The 18,993-nt window shown below is 44.7% G+C and carries 14 protein-coding genes and 1 pseudogene; 5 read left to right on the forward strand and 10 right to left on the reverse strand.

Annotated elements, in window-relative coordinates; translation table 11 throughout:
• Nucleotides 1-37 precede the first annotated feature (37 nt).
• Genes K339_RS0125980 through K339_RS0125990 form a run of 3 tightly spaced genes read right to left on the reverse strand, consistent with a single transcriptional unit; the run spans nt 38 to nt 5,807 of the window.
• Nucleotides 38-2,200 carry a 3-hydroxyacyl-CoA dehydrogenase NAD-binding domain-containing protein gene (locus K339_RS0125980; RefSeq protein ID WP_028526217.1) on the reverse strand — a complete coding sequence of 721 codons (2,163 nt, stop codon included), beginning with the start codon at nt 2,198-2,200 and terminating at the stop codon, nt 38-40.
• Nucleotides 2,201-2,232: 32 nt separating this feature from the next.
• Nucleotides 2,233-4,650, reverse strand: a complete 2,418-nt coding sequence (locus tag K339_RS0125985) for a TonB-dependent receptor (RefSeq protein ID WP_028526218.1) — start codon at nt 4,648-4,650, stop codon at nt 2,233-2,235.
• Between the two features lie 2 nt (nt 4,651-4,652).
• Entirely contained in the window at nt 4,653-5,807 is a 1,155-nt protein-coding gene (locus K339_RS0125990; RefSeq protein WP_028526219.1) for a DUF4249 domain-containing protein, read from the reverse strand.
• 185 nt (nt 5,808-5,992) lie between these two features.
• Between K339_RS0125990 and K339_RS0125995 the strand changes: the two genes are divergently transcribed.
• Both K339_RS0125995 and K339_RS0126000 read left to right on the forward strand, forming a co-directional pair.
• On the forward strand, nt 5,993-8,137 hold the full coding sequence (locus tag K339_RS0125995) for a S9 family peptidase (RefSeq protein ID WP_028526220.1): 2,145 nt from the start codon (nt 5,993-5,995) through the stop codon (nt 8,135-8,137).
• Between the two features lie 39 nt (nt 8,138-8,176).
• Complete coding sequence (locus K339_RS0126000; protein ID WP_028526221.1) at nt 8,177-8,875, forward strand: TerC family protein; 699 nt, start codon at nt 8,177-8,179, stop codon at nt 8,873-8,875.
• Nucleotides 8,876-8,940: 65 nt separating this feature from the next.
• On the opposite strand, the pseudogene K339_RS38140 reads toward K339_RS0126000, so the two are convergent.
• From K339_RS38140 to K339_RS0126010, 3 genes and pseudogenes are all read right to left on the reverse strand, one after another.
• Nucleotides 8,941-9,180 (reverse strand): annotated as a pseudogene (locus K339_RS38140) (EamA family transporter); the annotation flags it as partial.
• On the reverse strand, nt 9,123-9,809 hold the full coding sequence (locus K339_RS34860) for a DMT family transporter (protein ID WP_229598816.1): 687 nt from the start codon (nt 9,807-9,809) through the stop codon (nt 9,123-9,125). The pseudogene K339_RS38140 and the gene K339_RS34860, both read right to left, overlap by 58 nt.
• Nucleotides 9,810-10,050: 241 nt before the next feature.
• Complete coding sequence (locus K339_RS0126010; RefSeq protein ID WP_028526222.1) at nt 10,051-11,958, reverse strand: M14 family metallopeptidase; 1,908 nt, start codon at nt 11,956-11,958, stop codon at nt 10,051-10,053.
• Nucleotides 11,959-12,044: 86 nt separating this feature from the next.
• On the opposite strand from K339_RS0126010, the gene K339_RS0126015 reads away from it, so the two are divergent.
• Nucleotides 12,045-12,389, forward strand: a complete 345-nt coding sequence (locus K339_RS0126015; protein WP_028526223.1) for a transmembrane 220 family protein — start codon at nt 12,045-12,047, stop codon at nt 12,387-12,389.
• A 69-nt stretch (nt 12,390-12,458) separates the two neighbouring features.
• On the opposite strand, the gene K339_RS0126020 is transcribed toward K339_RS0126015, so the two are convergent.
• From K339_RS0126020 to sucC, 3 genes are all read right to left on the reverse strand, one after another.
• A complete protein-coding gene (locus tag K339_RS0126020; protein WP_028526224.1) occupies nt 12,459-13,430 on the reverse strand; it encodes a Smr/MutS family protein in 972 nt (323 codons plus the stop codon).
• Between the two features lie 40 nt (nt 13,431-13,470).
• Entirely contained in the window at nt 13,471-15,375 is a 1,905-nt protein-coding gene (locus K339_RS0126025; RefSeq protein ID WP_028526225.1) for a RecQ family ATP-dependent DNA helicase, read from the reverse strand.
• A gap of 121 nt (nt 15,376-15,496) precedes the next feature.
• The gene (gene sucC, locus K339_RS0126030; protein ID WP_028526226.1) at nt 15,497-16,720 is read right to left on the reverse strand and encodes an ADP-forming succinate--CoA ligase subunit beta; all 1,224 of its coding nucleotides are present in this window, start codon (nt 16,718-16,720) and stop codon (nt 15,497-15,499) included.
• 125 nt (nt 16,721-16,845) lie between these two features.
• Between sucC and K339_RS0126035 the strand changes: the two genes are divergently transcribed.
• Nucleotides 16,846-17,565, forward strand: a complete 720-nt coding sequence (locus K339_RS0126035) for a DUF1361 domain-containing protein (protein ID WP_028526227.1) — start codon at nt 16,846-16,848, stop codon at nt 17,563-17,565.
• A 37-nt stretch (nt 17,566-17,602) separates the two neighbouring features.
• Here the strand turns inward: K339_RS0126035 and K339_RS0126040 are convergent, their stop codons facing one another.
• Complete coding sequence (locus K339_RS0126040; protein WP_028526228.1) at nt 17,603-18,352, reverse strand: DeoR/GlpR family DNA-binding transcription regulator; 750 nt, start codon at nt 18,350-18,352, stop codon at nt 17,603-17,605.
• A gap of 57 nt (nt 18,353-18,409) precedes the next feature.
• Between K339_RS0126040 and nudK the strand changes: the two genes are divergently transcribed.
• Entirely contained in the window at nt 18,410-18,988 is a 579-nt protein-coding gene (gene nudK, locus K339_RS0126045) for a GDP-mannose pyrophosphatase NudK (RefSeq protein ID WP_028526229.1), read from the forward strand.
• Nucleotides 18,989-18,993 lie beyond the last annotated feature (5 nt).

The raw sequence follows: 18,993 nt of genomic DNA on the forward strand, positions 1-18,993 counted from the left end.
TTCAGAAAGATAAGTGTTGAAAAAAAATAAAAAATATTTACTTTTTTTCAACAAAGCCTTCGCCCGCTGCCGCCATTGCTCGTAATTTGGGGGTGGGGCGGAAGCGCTCCCCGTAAGTTTCGGCAAGACGATCGCATTCGGATACGAAGGTGGAAATACCCACGTAGTCAACAAAAGACAGTGTGCCGCCCGCGTACGGAGGGAAACCCCAGCCGAGAATCGATCCCAAATCGGCGTCAAGGCGCGTTCGTATCACACCTTCTTCAAAACACCGCACCGTTTCTATCGCCTGACGGTACAACAAACGGGTTTTTACTTCTTCCAATGTAGGCTGTTGGGCATTGGCGGGGAATAATTCCGCCAAACCTTCCCATAGGTGTTTTTGACCGCCTTCGGGGTATTCGTAGAACCCTGCTTTGGCTTTTTTACCTAAGCGCCCCATTTCAGTAAATTGTTTCCCAATTTGGTAGCTAGTATCAGTTTCGGCCAGTACCCCGTCTTTTACGGCTTGTCCTGCGATTTTATATACCAAATCAAGTGCCACTTCGTCTGAGACTGCCAACGGCCCAACGGGCATTCCTGCCAGTTTGCCTGCATTTTCAATCAAAACAGGGTTTACGCCATCTTTGAGGAGTTCCATTCCTTCGGAAGTGTAAGTGCCAAAACAGCGCGACGTATAAAAGCCCCGCGAGTCGTTGACAACAATCGGCGTTTTTTTGATTTTACGGGTATAATCTATTGCTACCGCTAGGGCGTAGTCAGAAGTCTCTTTGCCAATAATCAATTCCACCAACATCATTTTATCGACGGGAGAAAAGAAGTGTATGCCAATAAAATTTGAAGGATTCGCCGAGGCTTTGGCAAGGCCCGTGATGGGCAAGGTGGATGTATTGGAGGCAAATACGCCGTTTTCTGCTAATTGAGGTTCGGCTTCTTGGGTAACGGTGGCTTTTAGCTCGCGGTTTTCAAAGACGGCTTCGATGATTAATTCACTACCCGCCAAGTCATCGGCGTTGGCTGTCGGTTTGATTAAGTCTAATACGCCTTCGGCTTTCAATGCGTCGAATTTGCCGCGTTCTACCGCTTTTTTTAACAAGCCACGCGCGTAGTCCTTGCCTTTTTCAGCCGCTTCTTGGCTGACATCTTTTAAAATGACTTCGATGCCCGCTAGCGCACTTACGTAGGCGATGCCCGCACCCATCATACCCGCCCCCAAAACACCCAATTTTTTCACGTCGGTTTTGGGAATGTCTTTGGGGCGACTTGCACCTTTATTGGCTTCATTTAAACCCAAGAACATGGTGCGAATCAGGTTGCCCGCTTCTTTGGAAGTGGCCACTTTGACAAAATGACGGGCTTCTATGGCAATACCTCGGTCGATGTTGACCAACAGTCCTTCGTAAACACACGACATGATGTGCTGCGTCGAAGGATAATTACCTTTCGACTTGTCCATCATCATCGCCGTACCCACTGTGAAAGTTTGCATTCCGACGGGGCTTAAAACCGCGCCATTAGGCACTTTATAGTTGTCTTTGGCCTGAATTTTACCCGTTTTTTTATTGATTTCGTCCCAAGGTTTGAGTGGCTTGGGATTGGCTGCAATCCACGAAAACGCCTTTTCGAGCATCTCTTCGCGGGTTTCGGCTACGGCATCGACAATTCCCATTCCTAAGCCATCTTTGGGGGAGAGTTCTTTTCCTTCCAAAATCAACGGTAAAGCGGCCTGCATTCCAATCATGCGCGGCAATCGTTGCGTACCACCCGCACCAGGGAGTAGCCCAACCTTTACTTCGGGAAGCCCTAGTTTGGATTTGGGATTATTGAGGGCGACTCGGTAATGGCAGGCTAGGCAGATTTCCAAGCCACCGCCAAGTGCTGTGCCATTGATGGCAGCGACGACGGGTTTTCCGTTGGTTTCGATGCGCCGAAAAAGTTCGTTAAGTCCTGCGGAGATTTTGAGCATTTCGGCAGGGTCGCCTCCTTGGTTGCGCAAAATCATTTTTAGGTCAGCTCCTGCCACAAACTCGGGCTTGGAGGATGTAATGACGATTCCTTTTACGTCAGCATCAGAGAAGGCTTTTTCTAGGGCTTCTCCGAAAGCAGGGACAGAGTCGTCGTTGAGGACGTTCATGGGTGAGCTTGTCATGTTCCACACAATCATTGCTACCCCGTCTTTTATTGAATAATCAATGGCCATTGGTTGTTGATTGATAAGTGAGTATCTGATTTTTACATAAACTTGAAATTGTATGCCAAAGATACAATTGGAGAGGCAAAAATCTGCAGCTGGTAGGCGGTATAGGCAGTTCCTTGGGTCTTCAAAAATACCGAGTACTGATTTTTACGACCGTAGAGGTTATAAACGGTGAAAATCCAACTGCCAATCCAACGTTTGTCCTTGAGCGTCGGATTGTTGATTTGCCAAGAAAAATCAAGTCGGTGGTAGTCTTTGATACGGCCTTGGTTACGTTCGGCATAGTAAGGATAGGCTTTCCCTTGGAAACTCACAAAGCCGTTGGGGATGGTGTAAGGGCGACCTGTACCGTAGGTGAAAGTCAACGAGAGGCTGTGGTATTTGTTCTCACTGAAATTGAACGACATGTTCACGTTGTGTGGACGGTCGAAGTTGGCAGGATACCATTTGCCGTCGTTGATTCGTTCGTTAAAGCGAGGGCCTTCGTCCACCAAATTAAATACCCTTGAGTAAGTGTAATTGACCCAACCCGTCATTTCGCCTTTTTTCTTGGTAAGCATTAATTCTAACCCGTACGATTTACTACGTCCCTGTAATACTTGGGTTTCGATGTAATTTTGCAACAAAAAATCGGCTCCTGGTTTAAAGTCTAGTACGTTTTGGGTGGCGCGGTAATAAGCTTCTACCGAAAACTCGTAAATGTTGTTTTTGAGGTTTTTGAAATAACCAACTGTCCACAACTGACTCACTTGCGGTCGAATGTGGGCATCACTCATTTTCCAACGCGAAGTGGGAAGGGGAGTGGTGGTATTGGAAACTACTTGTAAATACTGACGCATGAGGTTGTACCCTAACTTTACCGACGACAGCTCGTCGATGGTATAACGCAGCCCCACTCGTGGCTCAAAACCTCCGTAGGTTTGGAGGGGTTTGCCGCTTCCGTAAAAAGTGGAGTCGATGATGCTGGCTTCGGATTTAGGGCTACCGTCGGCGTACGAACGCACAGCGGCGGGGCCTAAAGCCATAAAATACGAATAACGCAGTCCTACCGAAACAGTTGTTTTGGGGTTTATTGAGATTTCATCTTCCGCGTGTAATGCCAATTCTAGCCCATATTCGTTGGGGACGCGCAGCGGGTTCACGCGGTCGTTGGCGCCAGGATTTAGTGTGCCAGGCTGTAACTGATAATGGGTCATGTTTGCCCCAAATTCTATTTTATGGGCTTTGTTTGGGGTATAGTTAAAATTGGTTTTGGCCTGTCGCTGAAGGATTTCGGAGCCAATCGTTACTTTATTGTCGCTGTTGAGTTCGGGCAAAAGGATGGTGGGTCGATATTGGCTAAAAACGGCGGTGGTTTGCACGTTGAGTCGGTCGTTGAAAGCATGAAACCAACGGGCGGTGAAATTAAGGGTGTTGTAATCGTATTGGGTAGAAACAGAGTTGATGTTGTTTATTCCGCCCAATAGGTCGGTTTGGAAGAAGTCGGTGCTGTAATAATTGGACAGTGAAAACGTGTTTTTATCATTGATTCTCCAGAACAATTTAGCGGCGGCATCCCCAAAACTTGCCCGAATGTTTTTTAATTTTTGAGGACCCCACTGAAATGCGAAATCATTGAATGCCCCGCGCCCTGTTATCAACAAACCTACTTTTTCTTTGACCAACGGGATTTCGGCGGTCAATCGGTTCGCGACGAAACTAATGCCGCCTTGGAGTTTAAATTTGTCCAATGATGGATTGGCCATTGAAATATCAAGCACCGCCGCTGCACGTCCACCAAACCGAGCGGGAGAAGTGCCTTTGTACAATTCCATGCTCGAAACGGCATCGGGCGGAAAAACGGAGAACAAGCCAAACAAGTGGGTGGGGTTAAAAATAGGGGCGTCGTCGAGTAGAATAAGGTTTTGATCAACGGCCCCTCCCCTGATATTGACGCCGTTGGAGGCTTCCCCCACCGAAGTGACCCCAGGTAGCATTTGCAAACTTCGTAGGACATCGACTTCCCCCAAAATGGCGGGGAGGCGCCTGATGGTTTTAATGTTCAACTGTGTCACTCCCAGCAGTGGGCGAGCCACATTTTCGTCCACGGCTTGGGTAGAAATAACAACTTCTTCAAGCTCTTTTGCCACGTTGAGAAGTTTTACATCTAAGTGAATGTTTTGGTCGAGCCTAAATTTTAGGCGGTGCGGTCGGTATCCTAATCGGCTGATAACTAAGGTGTAGTCGGCTTCACTAAGCATGATAGTGAAGGTGCCTGTGGAATCGGTATAAAGGCCCGATTTATCAAAATTGATGCGAATGGCGGCGTTGTTGATAAACTCACCCGTCAGTGAGTCCCGAACGATACCACTCAGTTCAAATGGCCGGGTGGGGGCTTGTTTGACGCGTTGTTGCGCCCCAGCTATCCCTATTCCAGCTGTTAGCCAGAGAAAAAAAAGTAGCCTTATTTTCATTTTTACAAAAGCCATCCTTCGGGGCGAGTTGGGGTTCGGGTATTACTTTTAACACAAGGTGCCAAGGGCGGCCTGGACTCAAACAAAGGAGGCATAGGAGGGGAATCTGGCTCAAGAGAAGGCTCTCGGCCAAGCATAAGGTACTTGTAGGCGTTAGAATAAGGGCGTTTGTCAATAAAATGACGGGATTTCGAGACCCCCGCTGTCCCGAAATAGCCAACTACTTCTTCGGTGCTGTCATCTATGTTTCTGACGTTGCCGATAATGGCAGAGGGCGGTGTATCGGTCAGATTACCAGTATTCTGGGCTTGGTCTCGCAGGAGTTTGTAATATTCGTAGGCATTAGGAGAAATGGATAACTGCTGGATTTCGACCAGCGCTGCCCGATTGGCAAATCCACCACCCATAGAATAGAACGGAATTTTGGCAACTTGTTGGGCTTCCACCTTACGACCATTGGAATAAATATCCGAAAAGACGGTAATTTCATTACTGTAAAAAATCTCCCAACAAGGTGCATCACATCGATAGTCGTATATCGTCCGACTGTTACGCTCAGGAGTACATATAAAAGTTTTTGAGTCCAGTTTTCCGCCTTCGCAAGTAGCACATAAGCCTTGCTCTTCGTAGTCTGTCCAGCGCCACAAATAGAAGTTGCGCTCATTGGCGGGGTCTTTAAAATCAACGTAAACATCTAACGAAGAAAAAGCAACTCGTTTACCTGTGCGGTCCAGGATGCCGTCACGGTTGTATTTATGGTAGATTTTATCAATTTCAGGGGAAGCCCTCAGCTGCTCTTTTTCTGACTCATATACTTTTCCTGTGGGGGTTCGGAAATGTAATTGGTAGGTTTGACCGACTTGGCCATTAAAAGTAGCTGGGGCCATATACACGCCACTTTCGTATTCGGCTAGTTTTACAACCGAACCATCGCCTACCCTGACTTCGACCTCACAATTTCGCAGCGGGACTGAATAATAGGTGGCTTTTTCTGAACGGGCTGTTTTTAAGGTGACAGTCAGACCGTATCCATTGGTTACAAATCCATCAACTGTGATGACATCCGAATTGAAATGATAGTTTACCTCATAGACTTCAACGCACGAAACCCACAGCAAACAGAGAATAATAAAGGTGATGGCTCTTGGTAAAAACATCCCTAAATGTAAGATTTTAAGATGAGTTTTCTGAGTAATATCTTATTCAGTCTTTTTATTTTACTACAATGTGCAGACTAATTACCCTATTTTATAGATGAATGGAAGAGATTGTTCTTATTTTTTTCGTTGGGAAATAGCGGTTTCATTGCGTAAATTACCCCCAAATTCTAAAACCATTTTCGATGAAAAACCTCATTCCCAGCACCCTAGTGGTGTGTTTGGCTTTGGGAGCGTGCAAAACCACTCCCGAACAAACAAAAGTCCTCACCCAAGCCGAATATCCTGCCGCTCCCGTTGCTGCCAAAAAGCCCCAAACTTTTACCAACCATGGCTATCAGCGCGTGGACGATTATTATTGGTTAAAGGATAAAACCAACCCTGAAACAATTGCCTATATAAAAGCCGAAAATGCCTATGCTGATACGGTGATGGCTTCGACCAAAGCGCTTCAAAAAACGCTTTTTGACGAAATGAAGGGCCGAATCAAAGAAGAAGATCAGTCGGTGCCGTCGTTCGATAATGGGTATTACTACTATTCTCGCGTTGGGAAAGGCCAACAATACAGCGTTCATTGCCGCAAAAAAGGCAGCCTTGACGCCGCCGAAGAAGTCATTTTTGATGAAAACAAAATGGCCGAAGGAAAAGGGGCTTTCATCATGGGAGGCTATGAAGTAAGCGATAACAACAACATCGCTGCTTATGTCAGCAACACCACAGGTTCTTATGCTGAGTTTGAGCTGCGTTTTCGGGATTTACAAACGGGCAAAGAGTTACCCGACGTCATCAGTCGCATGGGAGGTAGCCTTGCGTGGGCGGCTGATAACCAAACGGTGTTTTATTCGGTGCCTAATGCAGCCCTTCGTTCGCACAAAATTTATAAACATGTAGTCGGAAGCAAAGCCAAAGACGAATTGGTATATGAAGAAAAAGACGAGCTATTTAACTGTTATGTAGGTCGTTCAAAAACCAAACGCATCATTGCGATTCAATCGGGAAGCTTCACCAGCAGCGATACCCGAATCCTGCCCGCTGACCAGCCCAATGGAAAGTTTACGCTGTTTTTACCGCGTCAAAAAGATGTTGAATACAACATTACCGACCACCCCGCTCACTATTATGTGTCGTGGAAAGACCCGCAAAACAAAAACCAAAAAATATACGAATTGCCCAAAGAGGGATACGAAAATCGCAGTACTTGGAAAGAGATTGTTGCACATGACCCCAAAGCAAAAATCGAAGGGATAGATATTTTTGAAAAGTATATGATTATCACCAAACGTATCAATGGGTTGCTCGAGATGCAGGTTAGAGAATTGACAACGGGGAATAGCAAAACGATTTCGTTTCCCGAACCTGTCTATACCGCCTATCCGATGGGTACGCCTGATTTTACTTCGACGAAATTCCGTTACGCTTACACTTCGCTCAACCGCCCCACCACGACCTACGATTACGATATGCTGACCAATAGCAGCACAAAACTCAAAGAGCGTGAAGTACCGAGCGGTTTTAATCCCGACGACTATGAGGTAAAGCGGCTTTGGGCCACTGCCAAAGATGGTGTTAAAGTACCGATGGCTGTAGTGCATAAAAAAGGAATCACGCTCGACGGTACGAATCCGAGCCTCTTGTATTCGTATGGGTCGTACGGGTATTCGTCAGATGCGGGTTTTAATGCCAATATCTTTAGCTTGGTCAACCGTGGTTTTGTCTATGTCATTGCGCAAATTCGTGGTGGGTCTGACTTGGGCGAACAGTGGTACGAAGACGGAAAATTGCAGAAGAAAATGAACACCTTTACCGATTTCATTGCCTGCGCCGAGCACCTCGTTAAAGAAAAATACACGTCTCCAGAAAAATTGGCCATCAACGGTGGAAGTGCGGGGGGCTTGTTGGTGGGGGCTGTGACCAACCTACGTCCCGATTTGTTTAAAGTAGTGGTGGCGGAAGTGCCTTTTGTCGATGTGATTAATACCATGCTTGACCCCAATCTCCCGCTGACGACCCAAGAATACGAACAATGGGGCAACCCCAACGTAAAAGCTGACTATGACTATATCATGACGTACTCACCTTACGATAACCTTAAAAAGGGGAATTGCCCGAACATTTTGGCTACGGGTGGTTTAAATGACTCGCAAGTTGGCTTTCACGAACCTGCCAAATGGGTCGCCAAAATTCGTACCCTTAAAACTGACCAAAATGTAGTCCTTCTCAAAACCAACATGGACTCAGGCCACGGTGGTTCGACGGGGCGTTTTGACTACCTCAAAGACGAAGCTTTCAACTACGCCTTTATCCTTAGTCGATTGGGCATCGGAAAATAAACTGTTTTTAAACCATACCATTCATTAACAATTATCAAGATGATTGACATACTAATTCCTTTGGTTTCGCTCATTGCCCTTGAGGTTATTCTGGGTATTGATAATATCATTTTTATATCCATTTTGGCGGATAAATTGCCAGAAAATCAGAGGAATAAACTCAGGTTTTGGGGGATTTCGCTGGCCATGGTAATGCGGCTTTGTTTGTTGGCCTTTATTTCTTGGATTTTAAAATTAGACCAAACCTTATTCACCCTGTTAGATATTCCTTTTTCAGGGAAAGGGCTGATTTTGATTGGGGGAGGTTTGTTTCTTCTTTATAAAAGTACCAAAGAGATTTACCATAAAACAGAAGCTAATAAAAATGACGCAGCTGTCACTTCTAAAAAAAGTACATTCAATCAGCTACTTGCGGAGGTGATAGTGTTGGATTTGGTGTTTTCTATCGACTCTATCATCACGGCCGTTGGGATGGTTCAAGAACTTTGGGTAATGTACACCGCAGTGATTGTTACAGTGGTAATCATGCTGGTGGCTTCAAAACCTATTAGTGATTTTATTAGAAAACACCCTTCCTTCAAGATACTTGCCCTATGCTTTTTAATGATGATTGGTGTGGCATTGTTAGCCGAAGGTTTTCATTTTGAAATACCCAAAGGTTATATCTATTTCTCGATGGCATTTGCTTTTTTAGTAGATATAATTCAAATGAAAACGATTAAGCCACAGAAGGATTGAAATGGCATTTTAAACTTCCCAAGTTTAGGTCAAACTTGGGAAGTAATTAACCTAAGATAGGTAAATTACTTTGCTTGTTTTACTGAAATTAGGGTTTGTAAAACAACTGAAAGCATGACAAAAAATAACCCAATATAAAAAGAGATATTTACTTGTTTTCCTTCTCCAAAGAAGAGAAATGCGATGATAATAGAATAAATGGGTTCAAGATTAAATGTTAAATTAACCGTAAATGCAGGTATTTTTTTTAATACTTCAGCAAATGAAACATATAAACCAACCGTACAAAAAAAGATAATAATAACAGATAAAGGGTGTCTTTTGGGGTAGGGATAATATTTGTGGTAGGCGAAAAATGTAAATAAACAGGAAGTAAAATGCCTAGCCCAATTGTTCCCCCAAACATTTGGAAATAATTGATGAGTTTACTGTCATAATTACTTACCAATCGCTCATTATAAATGGTATAAAGTGCAGCAAAAGATGAAGAGATTGTACCTAATACAATTCCTAATTGATAAGAATGGTCAAGGTGAAATAGTAAACTAATACCCAGTAATGTTATTCCACTTAACAACATCTCAGAAAGTACAAAGCGTTTCTTTTCAATTAGAGGTTTAAAAAGCGCTGTAAAAAAACTTGTTAAACTATAACAAACGACTCCAACAGAGATATTTGAATACTTAATACTTGCATAAAAAAATAACCAGTGGGTAGTGATAAGTAACCCAACTTTGGCAATGTTTAATTTTTCTTTTAAGCTTATTCGTGTGTTAATCTTGAATAGCTTAAGTATAATGAAGAGAAAAATAGTAGAAAATAAAACTCTATACCAAGTTAATAGCCCTTCATTTAAGGAGATGAGCTTGCCGAAAATACCCGTAAATCCAGCAAATACTACCGCTGTGTGTAGTAATAAATATGATTTTTTCATAAAAAGTTATCTGCCTTGTCCCTTTTAGGAACAAGTTTGTTTAATAATACTGTTTAATTGAAGTCTTCTATTGTAGAAGGAAAAATTAAACAATTGGAGGAGAAAGACAACTTTTACGATTCATACTTATTTTAGCGAATTACAAAGCAAAGGTAATAAAAAATGCTGTAGAAGCATTCCCAGGGGGAGTTATCTACAGCACTTATCTTGGAATATCGCCTTTACTCTACGAGGACAGTGATTATTGTCCAATCACAATTTCTTTCTCTTGATAACCTCCTCGCGTTGAAAGCAGCTTAACTTTGGCTTTAACACTTCCCGTTTGGTTGAGTTTTACGCGGAAAATGCCTTCTTTGGTTTCGTTAGGAGCCGTATAACCCGCAAAAATGGTTTTATCAAACAAGGTTGGCTGCGTAATCACCACTTTTGCTTCTTCAAAACCTTTCAATAAGTTCTTGTCAATGTCGAGGGTAAGACGGTCTTCTTGAACGATTTTGACGCGTTTGGCCTGTTCCAATGCCACGGGAAGTTTTCCAGTGTTACTCCATTTTACCCTAATTTCGTACTCTTTGTTAGGAAGGGCTTTCACTGAAACGTCTTTGAACTCTACCTGTGGAAGCTCCAGTGCCATGCCTAAGTTGAAGAGCGATTGCTTTGAAATCCACGTTTCTAAGTTCCAAGCAGGGCCATTTTGGGCAAAAAACTTGGGATGAAAACCACCAATTTCAACCTCACCTAACACAGGGTGAGCTAGTTTCGTCCAAGGTTTAAAACCGTTTTTCTTATTGGCTTCATCGTCCCACATTAAGCCGTCGTATTCGTCGTATTGGCCATCTTTGTCGTAATCTTTCATGGCGCCACCGTTCCAAAGTTCATCACCATACCAGATTGAACCGTAATAAAAATACCCAAAGTCGGGGCCGTGGCCAAACAGCGGCTGAGGCTTGGAAGGATCACCCGTGACACGGTCGGTTTTGCTGCGCGTGGCGTAAGTATAATACACATCGCCCGCCCACGGATAGTTGGTGTGCGATAGCCCGAGGCTGTCCATGTGCTTGTAAATAGCAAGGTCAGCAGGAAACATACTTTCTTCACTTTTGGACGTTGACGGTGGGCGTAAGTGCATGGGCACACGCGTATCCATCGAGTTGACGACCGAAATATTGGGATGTTGGAGTAACCACAGCACCGTAGAGCGGGTTTCGATTTCGCTCAATGGATACTCTCCTGCGCCACCTTGCGTGTAGCCGCGTCCTGTGAGGTCACCGCCTTGGTCGGGCCGCCAGTTTTCGGGGTAGTTGCGGTGGTTGTCGAGGCCGCCAATCCCGTCTTCGTTGTACTTGCCATCACCGTCATTGTCAATGCCTTCGGTATAAACCAACCATTCTCCTTTGCCTTCCTGTACCCGTTTCATCAAGCGCGGGTCGCGGGGGTCTAGGATAAAGTCAGCTTTTTCTTTTTCGGCTTTAGTAACGGCTTTTTTACGAATTTGATAAATCACGCCGTCGCCATCGAGGTCTTCTTCGGGGTCTTCGTCGAGCAAACCGTCGCGGTCATCATCTTTGGGATGAACTGTGCTGCGGTTGCGTTGCGCCGAAAACAAATACATGGTTGAGCCATCAGGATTATTTTCGGGGCGTAAATAAATGGTTTTGGTGTCAATCAGTTTGGTAATGGCGGCGTCTTTGCCATAATTATCAAGCAAGTGCTTGGTCAGCCACAAAATCGCCTCGCTACTGGTCACTTCGCCGCTGTGACGGCCAGCTTCAAAGTAAGCAGCGGGCTTGTCGGTATGCTTGCCTGTCTTTTTATTAGTGAGGGTCATTTGAAGAATCGGACGCCCTTCGTAGCTTTTCGCAACTTCGTATAAATCAACGAGATTGGGGTATTGTTCGGCCCATTTACGGTACCAATGATACATCACATCGGGTGAGTGATAGACGTCAAACGCGAGTTTGTCGGTGGGGGTATATTGGACGTCTTTGAAGTAATGTTTTTTGAAAAAACTCACGCCATGACGTTCTCCTTTGACGGTGTAAAATTTGTTAGCGGTGTCTTGTTCGGGCCATTTTGGTTCGGGATAATAGGGTTTTTGTGCCCAAATACTGACAGAAATCAGGATGAGGGAAAGAGTAGAAAGGTTTTTCATTGGATTTTATGAAGTGTTGTTGAATGGGCAAATTAGCTATTTTTGGCCAAAAATCAGTGTATTTTACGTTTAACCTAACCAATAAAATGAGCCTAAAGAAAGTTGTTTCGCTGTTTTTGGCGATTATGTTTTTGTATTTCGTGGTGGTGCAGTACAACGACCCCGATCCTGAGCTGTGGATGCCGATTTATGGTATTGCCGTCGCAGCTAGTTTGAGTATATTTTTTGGGAAAGCCCCCAACAGGTACGTGTTTTTTATTTTGGCGGGAGCTTATTTTTTAGCGGCTTTTCAGCAGTGGCCACCGAAGTATGAAGGTGTATTTTGGGGAGAAATGGCCATGCGTTCTATCAACATTGAGCTTGCCCGTGAGTCGTTGGGCTTGGCCATCAGTGCAATAGGAATGATTATTTTGGGCTTTTTACGGAACTAGAGTTTCATCTTCCCGAAAGCGCGTTATACCTTCCCGAAAGTTCAAAACTTTCGGGAAGATGCTGATGCCTTACTTGATTTTTACCTTAGTGGCTCCATAGCCAAACTTTTCCTTTTGGGCATCCTCGTAAAACTTTACGTTTTTGTGCTTGCTCATTCGGCGGTGAAGTTCAGTACGCAAAACTCCGTTCCCAACGCCATGAATAAACGTAATTTCGTCCATGCCACTTGCGATGGCTTTTTCGAGTTGTTGCTCAAAGGTCTTTAATTGAATCGCAATCATCTCGTTATTGCTCAACGCCAAAAAATCGCGCGTTAGTTTTTCAATGTGCAAATCAACCACCGACGAAGGGCGTTCAATAGGTTGAGAAGCAGCAGGTTCAGGCTCGTTTTTCTCCATCATTTTCTCTTTCAACACTTGCGCATTGAGCGGCTGGTCTAGCTTTTCGTCGGCGTCGAGTTGAAAAAGGTACGCGTCCTTTTCAAGGATTGGTGCTTTGCGTTTGTTCTTAAAAAAAGTATTGGCCCTAAACTTAATACGCTTCGTAAGCGGAGCCCTTTCGGGAGAAAACCCAACGGTAAAATAGAGGCAATGAAATACAAACGTGCCCCAGTCTTCAAAATCTTTGATCAGTAATTCGTGGACTTTAATAGCGCTTTTGGCCTTGAGGTAGCCCCCCGAAATACCACGTTGATGGCGTTCGGTGGGAGTAGCGAGCGAATAAGGCAAATCCCAGTCGGTATTATTGACGAGATGGAGAACAATTTCGCGGTCATTGAGCGGAACAAAGGCCATAAAAATCCCTTTTTCGGCACGAATGCCTGTGGGGCGGCTATCGGTGGCTTTATCGGGCGTTGGCTGTGGTTTTACCGTACGAAATGCCTGTGCTTCAGCTGCTGAAACTACGGCCAATTCACGCTTTAAAACGGGCAAACGGAAACCGTCTTCGATTTCGATTTCGATGACGTTGTTAGGTAAAATTCGGGTAACGATACCCTCTTCTTTGGAATGAATTAATCTGACTTTGTCGCCTATGTTCATTGTGTTAGTATGCGTTGTCTTATTGTTTTTTGAAGCTTCATTACTCCTTTAGTCGTATTCTTCCTTCACTTTCATACAAAACGACTTCGTCCTCCAATAGTTCCCGCAGGGTTGCAATAGCAATTTGTTCGTTTTTTAATCCAAAGGCGGCTACCAGTTGTTGAGGACTCAAGGGACTAAGTTTTAACAAACGTAGCATTTCAGCTCGAATGGGGGCGTGTTCGGCGGGAGAAGCAGTTTTTTTCTTTTTGGCCAAACAATTATCGCAAATCCCACAGTCGGTGTCGGTGGCCTCGCCAAAATAGTTTTGAAGTAATTGCGTTCGACAACGGTTTTTTTGTTGAACGTAACTAATCACTGCTGCAATTCGTTGCAAATCGGTCTGATGCTTTTCTTCAATTGCCAGAGAATTAATGGGCATCTGGGAGGCACCGAAGCGGGGAGTAGCAAAGCCAAATTGGGGCTTAACTCGCTGTTTGTCATAGACAATCATGCCAAGGTCGTGAAGTCCTTGTAGAAGTTTGACCACATCGTTTTCCATTGTGTAATGTTTTTGGCCAATGGCGGTTTCCGAAATGGGTACAAACTGGCTAAATAGCTCGCCCCCGTACATACGCAATAAAAGTTTGATAAAACTATCGTATTGAGGGTATTTGAGTTGTAGCTCGTACAGAGATCGATTATCGACCGTGATATGAATTTTAGAAACGCTATTGTAGGCTTCGCTAAGTTGCACCAAGCCCTCTTCCTCAAGGAGCTTTATGGCAAAGTGTGTTTCAGAAAGGGGCAAGCCAAACGTGCCTGTAAAATCTTGTAAGTCGAAGTCAAAGGTATCAAATTCGCCTCCTCCCACGGGGACTTTATAATAGTTGGAAAGCGCCTGATACACACGACGGAGAAGGTCGATAGGTGGGTATTTTTGGTCAACATTTCGGGCTAATTCGTCCAAATCCCGCTGAGAATAGAGGGCCACAGCATAGGCGCGTTGCCCATCCCGCCCCGCTCGCCCCGCTTCTTGGTAGTAGGCTTCGAGGGTATCGGGCAAATCAATATGAATGACGGAGCGAACGTCGGGTTTGTCGATACCCATGCCAAAAGCATTGGTGGCGACCATCACCCGCGAACGGTTACGAATCCAAGCTTCTTGCTTTTCGCTGCGCTGTTTATTGGGAACACCCGCGTGGTAAAAATCGGCGCGAATACCGTTACGGTTGAGCCAATCGGCTACTTCTTTGGTACGGCGACGATTACGGACATAAATGATGGAACTTCCCTGTACATTTTGTAAAATACGGAGTAACCGAGCGTCTTTGTTTTCTTCAAAAAATGCTGAATAGGATAAGTTAGCTCTTGCAAAGGTCGATTGGAAAATGGCGGGTTCGCGCATTTCCAATTTTTCACAAATATCTATCTTAACGGGGTCGGTGGCGGAAGCCGTAAGGGCAATAAGAGGAACCGCAGGTAACAGTTGACGAAAGGCGGCAATTTGTAAATAGGCTGGCCGAAAATCATAGCCCCATTGCGAGATACAGTGGGCTTCGTCGATGGCCAAAAGCGAGATTTTCATTTGCTTGACCCGCGTCAAAAAAATCTCGGTACGTAGCCGTTCGGGCGAAACATACAAGAATTTAGTCGTTCCGTGAATGCAGTTATCAAGCACAATGTCAATTTCGTGCCAATTCATCCCCGAATAAATGGCCGCTGCCATGATGCGTCGCCGTTTGAGCTGCTCCACTTGGTCTTTCATGAGGGCAATCAACGGCGTAACGACGATACAAACACCCTCTTTCGCCAACGCAGGTACTTGAAAACACACCGACTTTCCCCCGCCCGTCGGGAGTAACGCGAGCGTATCTCGCCCCGACAAAATACTTTGAATAATGTCTTCTTGTAGCGGACGAAACGAATCGTAGTTCCAGTACTGTTTTAAAATGTCATGAATCATACTTCCCTAACTCCAATCGAAACGCAAAGGTAACAGTTGGGGTGGAAAAACGTCTTTCTCCCAAAAAAACAAGGCGCGACATTTGTCGCGCCTTGCCATGAAAATACGTTATGGGATTCTCTTATAGACCCAACGATTTCAATACTTCAGTCACTTTCGCTGCTGCTTCTTTGAATTCGATGGCCGAGAAAACTTGCAAACCAGATTCATTGATGATGCGAGCACCTTCTTCGGCGTTGGTTCCTTGCAAACGAACGATGATAGGTACTGGAATGTTACCAATCGCTTTGTAAGCTTCAACAACCCCCGTTGCAACGCGGTCGCAACGAACGATACCACCAAAGATGTTGATTAAGATGGCTTTTACGTTCGGGTCTTTCAAGATGATACGGAAACCAGCTTCAACCGTTTTTGCGTTAGCACCACCACCTACGTCCAAGAAGTTTGCAGGTTCACCACCCGACAATTTGATAAGATCCATGGTAGCCATTGCCAAACCAGCACCGTTTACCATACAACCCACGTTTCCGTCAAGTTTTACGTAGTTAAGGTTGCTTTCTCCAGCTTCTACTTCCAAAGGATCTTCTTCGTTAGTATCGCGCATGTTAGCAAGGTCAGCGTGGCGGATGAGCGCATTGTCATCAAGGTTTACTTTGGCGTCAACGGCTAAGATTTTATCATCCGAAGTTTTCAACACAGGGTTGATTTCAAACATGGCTGCATCCGATTCGATGTACGCACTGTAAAGTGCCGAAACAAATTTTACCATTTCTTTGAAAGCATTGCCAGTAAGACCAAAGGCAAACGCAATTTTGCGGGCTTGGAATCCTTGCAAACCTACGCGGGGATCAACCCACTCTTTGATGATCTTTTCTGGCGAGTGTTCGGCCACTTCTTCAATGTCCATTCCACCTTCAGTACTTGCCATGATAACTGGGCAACCTTTGGCGCGGTCAAGAAGAATTGACATGTAAAACTCTTTCGGCTCAGAAGCTCCAGGATAGTAAGCATCCTCTGCCAAGAAAATCTTGTTTACTTTTTTTCCTTCTGGGCCAGTTTGGTGCGTCACCAACACGTGTCCGAGGAGGTTAGTAGCTGTTTCACGAGCTTGGTCAGGTGATTTTACCACTTGAACGCCGCGTTGTTCGCTACCAACAATTTGACCCTTTCCGCGTCCACCTGCGTGGATTTGAGATTTAATAACGACAAACTTAGAATTTGTACGTTCTGCAATAGTGCGGTAGGCTTCTACTGCGCGTTCTGGGGTATCAACCACGATGCCGTCTTGGACTCTGACACCGTATTTTTTGAGTATTTCTTTTCCTTGGTACTCGTGGATGTTCATACTATTATTAGGTGAGTGTTTGTTTTTTTTTAGTTTGGCCGTGCCAAATTACACAAAAGTTTTAACTTGGTTATTGAATTTCGGCATATAATTCAGCGTTATTTGTGAAACTAACCCTCAATGTCTTGCTAAAACGTCTCCTTTATAAATTCTGGAAATACCGTTTTATGGTATCTGAGCCCCCAATTATTACCATGCAGGGGCTATATCCGCTACTTTTGCTCTTGTTGTTGAGTATGGTGGCCTTGACATACCACATGGTCAGAATTCAGTTCAAAGAAGCAGTCGATTTTTCAATGGATTGGAATTTGTTTTTGAGCTGGATTCCCCTAATCGTCGCTTTTATCGTGGACATCACTGTCAAACGTTTTCATCGTTGGTACGTATGGGTGGGGCTGTGGAGTGTGGTCTGGATTTTATTTTTCCCCAATGCACCTTACATGATTACGGACTTGGTGCATTTGTCGGTGGACATGGGTAGCGATCTCACTTGGCATGATATGATTATGCTTTTTTTCTACGCCGAAGTGAGTTTGTTCAACGGGCTTGTCTCGGTGTATTGGATGCACCGCAGTTGGCAAAAAACGTATTCCAAGCTCATCGGAAATATCCTACTTCTGGTTAGCTTTCCTTTGGCAGGTTTTGGAATTTATTTAGGAAGAGTTCGTCGGTGGAACAGTTGGGACATCTTGCATAATCCGCAGGAACTGTTCAATGCCATTTGGCAAAGCCTCACCGACCGAACGGCACTCATACTTAGCTTGGAGATTGGGGTATTGCTCGGAATGCTCTACTTGGTTCTTTGGGCGTTGCTTCGTTTTAGAGTTCGACATATCAATGACTAATGGAGTAACCTCCCGAAAGTTTTGCACTTTCGGGAGGTTAGTTCAGAATTTGTACTCCAGCCTTCGAAAATGCTTGGATGACCTCCGAATCTTGTTCATCAGTAACCAGAACATCTATTATTGACAAAGGAGCAAAAGTTAGGTATTTATCTTTTCCCAGTTTTGAAGAATCACACAGCAAATAAGTGACTTGGGCATTGGCTGCCATCGAGAGCGTCATTTCTGCTTCTTTTTCGCTGACCGCACTGAGTCCTTTTTCAACTGAAATTCCCCCAACTCCTAAAAAAGCCTTATCGGCTTGGTAGCGTCGAACATGTTCGGTAGCCATGGTGCCGTGGACAGCTTGTCGCTCTGGATCTACTTCTCCACCAATTAAATTGACCGAAACTGCGCTGTTGAGAAGTTCGTGGACAACAGGTAATGAATTGGTAATGACCTTAATGCGCTTGTCCCGAATAAAGCTGCACATCCTAAAAACGGTACTTCCACAATCCATAAAAATAACGTCTCCGTCTTGGATTTGTGCCGCTGCAATGCGACAAATGTGGTCTTTCTTCTCGGCATTTACGGCTGATTTTTGAACAAAACTGATTGGCTGGTTGACCAAGCTTAACCTCATAGCCCCTCCGTGGGTTCGATAAAGCAGGCCATCGGCGGCCATTGTTCCCAAATCACGACGCACCGTAATCTCCGAAGTCTCAAGAACTTGGGCCAATTCCTTGACGTCAACGTCGCCTTTTTCATCCAGTATTTTAAGGATGATTTGCTTTCTGCTTTGATAACTCATGGATTTTGTTTTGATTTGTTCAAAAATAATCAAAATAAATCAAAAATAATCATTTTTATGAATCCCAACGTTCAAATCATTGAGGAAAAATTGCTTTCGGACAATTGGTACGTTCTCAAAAAAATCACGTTTGACTACCAAAATAAGTCGGGCGAATGGCAACGGCAGTCGCGAGAGGCGTATGACCGTGGCAATGGCGCGGTGATTTTGTTGTACCATCCCACCAACAAAACGGTGATTTTGACGCGTCAATTCCGAATGCCTACCTACGTCAATGGAAACGAAACGGGAATGCTCATTGAAGCCTGCGCGGGGCTGTTGGACAAAGATAACGCAGAAGATTGTATTCGTCGAGAAACGGAAGAAGAAACAGGTTACCGTGTTTCGTCGGTACGGAAGGTTTTTGAAGCCTACATGTCACCTGGCTCAGTCACCGAAATTCTTTACTTTTTTGTGGCCGAATACGAAGCTACCATGAAAGTAAACGAAGGAGGAGGCGCCGCACACGAACAAGAAAATATAGAAGTGCTGGAGTTGCCGTTTGACCAAGCCCTAAATATGATAAAAACGGGGGAAATCAGGGATGGGAAGACAATAATGCTATTGCAATACGCGAAATTAGAAGGGTTGATTTGAAAAAT

This window comes from Runella limosa DSM 17973 (assembly GCF_000482465.1).
Taxonomy (GTDB): domain Bacteria; phylum Bacteroidota; class Bacteroidia; order Cytophagales; family Spirosomataceae; genus Runella; species Runella limosa.